Annotated in this window: 11 protein-coding genes; 5 read left to right on the top strand and 6 right to left on the bottom strand. The window is 65.9% G+C overall.

Annotation, left to right across the window (positions count from 1 at the left end):
* From Q0Q36_RS24835 to purQ, 4 genes are all read left to right on the top strand, one after another.
* Positions 1–212 (top strand): phosphoribosylaminoimidazolesuccinocarboxamide synthase (locus Q0Q36_RS24835; protein ID WP_293802532.1); only part of this gene is annotated, 212 nt, incomplete at its 5' end.
* Between the two features lie 41 nt (positions 213–253).
* Positions 254–841: a hypothetical protein gene (locus tag Q0Q36_RS24830; protein ID WP_293802530.1), complete on the top strand. Its 588-nt coding sequence runs from the start codon at positions 254–256 to the stop codon at positions 839–841.
* A gap of 84 nt (positions 842–925) precedes the next feature.
* Positions 926–1168 (top strand): phosphoribosylformylglycinamidine synthase subunit PurS, encoded by a 243-nt coding sequence (gene purS / locus Q0Q36_RS24825; protein WP_293802529.1) that lies wholly within the window; start codon positions 926–928, stop codon positions 1166–1168.
* A gap of 3 nt (positions 1169–1171) precedes the next feature.
* Positions 1172–1867 (top strand): phosphoribosylformylglycinamidine synthase subunit PurQ, encoded by a 696-nt coding sequence (gene purQ, locus Q0Q36_RS24820; protein ID WP_293802527.1) that lies wholly within the window; start codon positions 1172–1174, stop codon positions 1865–1867.
* 94 nt (positions 1868–1961) lie between these two features.
* On the opposite strand, the gene Q0Q36_RS24815 is transcribed toward purQ, so the two are convergent.
* The 4 genes from Q0Q36_RS24815 to Q0Q36_RS24800 all read right to left on the bottom strand — a co-directional run bounded on the left by Q0Q36_RS24815 (position 1962) and on the right by Q0Q36_RS24800 (position 3844).
* Positions 1962–2555, bottom strand: coding sequence for a DsbE family thiol:disulfide interchange protein (locus tag Q0Q36_RS24815; protein ID WP_293802525.1), 594 nt, complete (start codon positions 2553–2555; stop codon positions 1962–1964).
* Positions 2552–2737 (bottom strand): heme exporter protein CcmD, encoded by a 186-nt coding sequence (ccmD, locus tag Q0Q36_RS24810; protein ID WP_293802523.1) that lies wholly within the window; start codon positions 2735–2737, stop codon positions 2552–2554. The genes Q0Q36_RS24815 and ccmD overlap by 4 nt, the downstream gene beginning before the upstream one ends.
* Positions 2734–3495, bottom strand: a complete 762-nt coding sequence (locus Q0Q36_RS24805; protein WP_293802521.1) for a heme ABC transporter permease — start codon at positions 3493–3495, stop codon at positions 2734–2736. Before Q0Q36_RS24805 ends, ccmD begins: the two co-directional genes overlap by 4 nt.
* A gap of 109 nt (positions 3496–3604) precedes the next feature.
* Positions 3605–3844, bottom strand: coding sequence for a hypothetical protein (locus tag Q0Q36_RS24800; protein ID WP_265060454.1), 240 nt, complete (start codon positions 3842–3844; stop codon positions 3605–3607).
* A 203-nt stretch (positions 3845–4047) separates the two neighbouring features.
* Here Q0Q36_RS24800 and Q0Q36_RS24795 point away from each other — a divergent pair, with 203 nt between their 5' ends.
* The gene (locus Q0Q36_RS24795; RefSeq protein WP_265056978.1) at positions 4048–4275 is read left to right on the top strand and encodes a hypothetical protein; all 228 of its coding nucleotides are present in this window, start codon (positions 4048–4050) and stop codon (positions 4273–4275) included.
* Between the two features lie 5 nt (positions 4276–4280).
* Here the strand turns inward: Q0Q36_RS24795 and ccmB are convergent, their stop codons facing one another.
* Positions 4281–4949 (bottom strand): heme exporter protein CcmB, encoded by a 669-nt coding sequence (gene ccmB / locus Q0Q36_RS24790; protein WP_293802519.1) that lies wholly within the window; start codon positions 4947–4949, stop codon positions 4281–4283.
* Positions 4946–5569, bottom strand: a complete 624-nt coding sequence (gene ccmA, locus Q0Q36_RS24785) for a heme ABC exporter ATP-binding protein CcmA (protein WP_293802517.1) — start codon at positions 5567–5569, stop codon at positions 4946–4948. Before ccmA ends, ccmB begins: the two co-directional genes overlap by 4 nt.
* Positions 5570–5657: the final 88 nt, after the last annotated feature.

The following is a 5657-nucleotide window of genomic DNA, read 5'->3' as shown; positions in this document are numbered from 1 at the left end:
AAGGCGAGATGATGCGCATCGTCGTCGCCGACGAGATCAGCCCGGATTCCTGCCGGCTCTGGGACATCAAGTCCAAGGACAAGATGGACAAGGACCGCTTCCGCCGCGACATGGGCGGCCTGATCGAAGCCTATTCCGAAGTCGCCCGCCGCCTCGGCATTCTCGGCGAGAACGAGAACCCCGGCCCGACCGGCCCGCGCCTCGTGCAGTGAAAGCCATCGCTGCGCCATTATCGCGATTGAAACGGGAGCGCATGCGCTCCCGTTTTCATGTCGCAGCCCTGATCCTCGCTGGCAGCCTCCTGCTCGCCGCCTGCTCGCATCATTTCGGGCCGAGCATTGCCGAATTGCCGGCCTCACAGGGCTGGCAGCCACTGCCCATCGGTTCCTGGGTTCTCAATGACGGCCTGGAAGCCCGCTCGATGGTGTTCTGCCCGCGCGAAAGCTGCACGCGTCAGGGCTTCGCTGCCGTGATCGCTCTCGAAGGCGATCAGGCCCGCGACATGGAAAAGGCCCTGTCGGAAAGCCCTGCAACCCTCGGGCGAGCCTTCGCTCAGCTTGCCGCGGCGAAGGCGGCCGAGCGCCGCAAGGCGCAGCGCAAGCTGAAAAGGAAGCAGGCAGCGAAACCGGAGGCCCGCAGCGCGACCGACGTCGCCCGCATCGATTCGACCGAAGCCAAGGGCGTGCTCGTCACGATCCGCTCGCTCGACACCGCCGGCCGCGAGGCCGGCACTGCGATCCTCTATGGCCGCGAGGCCGACCGCTTGGTCATCGCGCTCGGCGTCAGCGACACCCCCGAAGCAGCCCGCCGCGATGCCGAAGCCGCCTGGCGCAGCCGCTGATTCACGTGAAACGGCGGGAAACGGTTGAGCCCGCTCCGATTCACCGTTAAGGCACCCCGTAACAATCCGCGTCCGGAGAACCCCATGAAAGCCCGCGTCACCGTCACCCTGAAGAACGGCGTGCTCGATCCGCAGGGCAAGGCGATCGAAGGCGCGTTGAAGTCGCTCGGCATCGCCGGCGTCGATTCCGTCCGCCAGGGCAAGGTCTTCGACATCGAGCTCTCGGGCTCGGACAAGGCCGCGGCCGAAGCCGTCCTCAAGGCCGCCTGCGACAAGCTCCTTGCCAACACCGTGATCGAGAACTACCGCGTCGAGATCGGAGCCTGAACGATGAAAGCCGCCGTCATCACCTTTCCCGGCTCCAACCGTGACGGCGACGTCGCCAAGGCGCTGAAGCAGGCCGGCGCCGAGGTCACCCATGTCTGGCACGCCGATAGCGAGCTGCCGGCCGGAACCGATCTCGTCGTGCTGCCAGGCGGCTTTTCCTATGGCGACTATCTGCGCACCGGCGCCATTGCCGGCCGCGCTCATATCATGGATGCGACCCGCGCCCATGCGGCCCGCGGCGGCTACGTGCTGGGGATCTGCAACGGCTTCCAGATCGCCTGCGAGGCGGGGCTCCTGCCCGGTATCCTCGTGCGCAATGCTCACCTGAAATTCGTCTGCAAGCGCCAGCACCTCAAGGTCGAGCGCAACGACACCCCCTATACCCGCGCCTATGCCCAGGGCCAGGCGATCGATGTCTGCATCGCGCATGGCGAGGGTAATTACATCGCCGATGCCGAGACGCTGGCTCGGCTCGAAGGCGAAGGCCTCGTCGCCTTCCGCTATGCGGATGCCGAAGGCAATGTCACCGCGGCAGCGAACCCGAACGGCTCGCTGAACAATATCGCCGGCATCTATTCGCCCGGCTTCAACGTTCTCGGCCTGATGCCGCACCCGGAGAACCTGATCGACTCGCTGGTCGGCGGAACGGATGGGCGCGGTCTGTTCCAGAGCCTCGTCGCCAGCCGCAAGGCGGCCTGAAAAAGGCGTCATTCTCGGGCTTGACCCGAGAATCTCATGACAAGAATGCGATTTCCTGGGAAATGCTCGGGTCAAGCCCGAGCATTATGGCGGCTCAGCGGGCCTTCAGCGCCCGCTGAAGCAGCTGGCTCGCCGCCATCTGATCGAGCGGGCCGACATGCTTGTCGAGAATATGGCCGTCCGGCCCGATGACGAAGGTCTCAGGCACACCGTAGACGCCCCATTCGATCGCCCCGCGCCCGGCAGAGTCCGCGCCGACAGCCGAGAACGGATTGCCGAGCGCGCCGAGGAAGCGGCGCGCATTTTCGGCCTCGTCCTTGTAGTTCATCCCGACCAGCGCGACCTTGCCCTGCCTGACCGCATCCGTCTCGGCGAGGCCCATCAGCACGGGATGCTCGACACGGCAGGGCGCGCACCAGCTCGCCCAGACATTGACCAGCGTCGCCTTGCCCATCACGAGATCGGCATTGCCGAAGGCGGGCACCGGCTTGCCATCCCTCTGCAGCCCGTCCAGCGGGGCCAGCGTGATCGCCGGTGCGACGCGCCCGATCAGGGCGGAGGGGACCTTGCTCTTGTCACCGCTGAACAGGCCCACGCCAAAAACGATGGCGAGTAGGCCGAAAATAATCAGCGGCGCGAGGAAGAGCAGCGGCGAACGCCGCCGTGGCGCGGGTTCAACCTGGCTCATGTCGCCTCCCGGCCCGAACGGCGACCGGCACCGCGGCGCTCCAGCGCATCGAGCGCCCGCTTCTGGGCGGCGTGATCGCGCAAGATCGCCAACGTCAGCCCGACGAGGACGAGCGCGGCGGTGCCATAGGAGGCCAGGATGAAGCCGGCATGCGGCCCGAGGCCTTCGAGAAACCCACTCATGCCGGCGCTCCTTGAGCCGCCAGCCGGTCGAGCCGCTCCGCCTCGAGGATCGTCAGCGTCCGCACGCGCCGGCGCATGATCTCGGCGCGCATCGCGACCATGTGCAGCGCCAGCGCCATCAGCGTGAAGCCGACAGCCAGGATCAGGAGCGGCCAGAGCATCGAGGGATGGATCGTCGGCCCACCCATGCGCAGCACCGAGGCCGGCTGGTGCAGCGTGTTCCACCAGTCGACCGAGAACTTTATGATCGGCACGTTGACGAAGCCGACCAGCGTCAGGATAGCGACGGCCCGCGCCGCGCGCGAGGGATCGTCGAGCACTCGCCAGAGCGCGATGATGCCGAGATAGATCAGGAGCAGCACGAGAACCGAGGTCAGGCGCGCGTCCCAGACCCAGTAGGTGCCCCACATCGGCTTGCCCCAGAGCGCGCCGGTGATCAGGCAGATCAGCGCGAAACAGGCGCCGATGGGCGCGGCGGCCTTCTGCGCGACATCTGCCAGCGGATGGCGCCAGACCAGCGTGCCCAGCGCCGAGAGCGCCATCATCGAATAGAACATCATGGCGAGCCAGGCGGCCGGCACGTGGATGAACATGATGCGGATGGTCTCGCCCTGCTGGTAATCGGCGGGCGCCTTGAACCAGGCAAGATAAAGCCCGACAACGATCAGCAGCGTCGCGATGGCGGCAAGCCACGGCAACAGCACGGCCGAAAAGCGCATGAAGCGCGTCGGATTGGCGAGGTCGATCAGGCTGGCCATGATGCCGGCGGTATCAATTGCGGGGGCTTGAGCGCCATGCCGTGAGCTTTAGCAATCTCGACCGGTTCCAAGCAATGCATGCCTGGGGGCTGCGACAATCACGCTTCGGCTAGGTTTCCTCGTCCGAGGAGGCATCCGCACCGCCCTTGTCGACGATACCGAACTGCTTGGATTGGACGCCTTCGCCGGCGAGGTCGAAACCCTCCGCCGCCAGCCCACGCCGCAACAGTTCGCGCACGGCAGCGGCCCGGCTGGGCATGCGCTTGGAGAAACGCCAATCCTCCAGGGCGCGCAACTCGTCCTGATTGAGCATGATCTGGAGGCGTTCGCCCCGTTCGTCGGACGGCATCTTTGGTGCAACCGCATCAAAATGAGTAAGTGACGATAACAGCGGCAAGCGCTGCGATGCAAGCAGCGCCCCCGATACCGCCACCGGAGTCTTTACCTCCAACTTACTATCTTGCTAAACTATTGAAAATATTATTCTTTTTTGTATTTTAAGGTTGCACTGGCAGCGCTCTTCCTCTAGCCTGTCAATCAGGAGGATCGACCATGTTGATCAAGCTGTCGGAGGATATGCAACGTGCCGTCGAGATGAAGGTACGCAGCAAAATCGACGAGGCGCCCGTTCTCGACGTGAACGCCGCGGCCGAGGAAATCCGCCAGGTCTTCGCGGAACAGAACGTCGCTCTTGAGGATATCGCGGCCTCTGTCGCCAAATTCGCGACGCAGTGCGGCCACCCCGTCGAATTCGTCGCGCTGGCGCCCCAGCGGGACTGAACCGCTTATTCGGCTGACCGCAGCGCTGCTGCGGCAGCCACCGTGCCGACCACGATCGCGCCCAGCGAGATCGCACACAGGATGAGGAACGGCGTCAGGAAGGGCACGGTGCCCCCGACCGCCGCATTGGCGGCGGAGACGCCGAAGATCAGTACCGGCACCGTCAGCGGCGCGACCAGAACCGGCACGATCAACCCGCCTCGCCGCAAGCTTGCAGCCAGCGCAGCCCCGCCGGCCCCGATGAAACTCAAGGCCGGCGTGCCGACCAGAAGCGTCGCGACCAGGGGCAGAACGCCCTCGCCCGGCAGCGCCACCAGCAGACCGAGAAGCGGCGAGACCAGCGCCAGCGGCAGCCCGGTCGTCAGCCAATGCGCTAGCCCCTTGGCCAGCACCGCCAGCTCCAGCGGCAGGGCCGAAGCGCGGATCAGGTCGAGCGAACCGTCTTCCTCGTCGCTCTGGAACAGCCGGTCGAGCCCGATCAGCACCGAGAGCAAGGCGCCGAGCCAGAGGATCGCCGGCCCGATCCGCGAGAGCAGATTAAGATCGGGCCCGAGCGCGAAGGGCACGAGCACGACCATCGTCAGGAAGAAGACGAGCGCCAGCTCGCCGCCGCCACCGGCTCGGCCTGCGACCGCGAGGTCACGCTTCAGGATCGCGAGAAAAGCGCGTCTCACGGCCCGATCCTGACTTCACGCGCGCCTTCGATGCCAAGCGGACCATGGGTCGCGGCGAGAATCGCGCCGCCCTCCGCCAAATGATCGCGCATCAGCCCGGCAACCATTGCCTGCGAGGCCGTGTCGAGCGCCGAAAGCGGTTCGTCGAGCAGCCAGTAGGGCCGACGCGAGACCAGGAGCCGCGCCAGCGCCACGCGCCGCCGCTGCCCCGCCGAGAGATAGCCAGCCGGCAATTCCGCAACGTGGCCGAGACCGACGACCCCCAGCGCCTCATCCGGGGTCGCGGCGGCATCGCCGAGCATGTCCTGCGCGAAGGCGAGGTTCTCGCGGGCCGTCAGCGCGGTCTTGAGCCCGTCGCGATGACCGACGAGATGCGCGATTTCGGCGAGTTCGGCCTCGTCCTCGCTTCCCTCCAGCCGAATCCGACCGCCATCCGGCCGCAAACGCCCGCAGAGCATGGCGATCAGGCTCGATTTACCGGCACCATTGCGGCCGGTCAGCGCGATCGCCTCGCCCGATTGCAAGGTGAAGCTCAAGCCCTCGATAATCAGCCTCCCGCTACGTCGGCAGGAGAGATTCTCGGCGAGAAGGCGCGTCGGCGGGAATGGAATTGGCTTCAAGGCAGCGCTGCCGCAGATACGTCCGAGCTCATATCGTTCATCTAGCGCGCTTCTTGGAATTGCTCTATAGAACCCGCGGCTACGCCGC

It is taken from the genome of uncultured Allobosea sp. (genome assembly GCF_945957345.1).
Taxonomy (GTDB): Bacteria; Pseudomonadota; Alphaproteobacteria; order Rhizobiales; family Beijerinckiaceae; genus Allobosea.
Note: the sequence above shows the minus strand (reverse complement) of the source record. Positions and strands in the feature narration are given on the sequence as shown.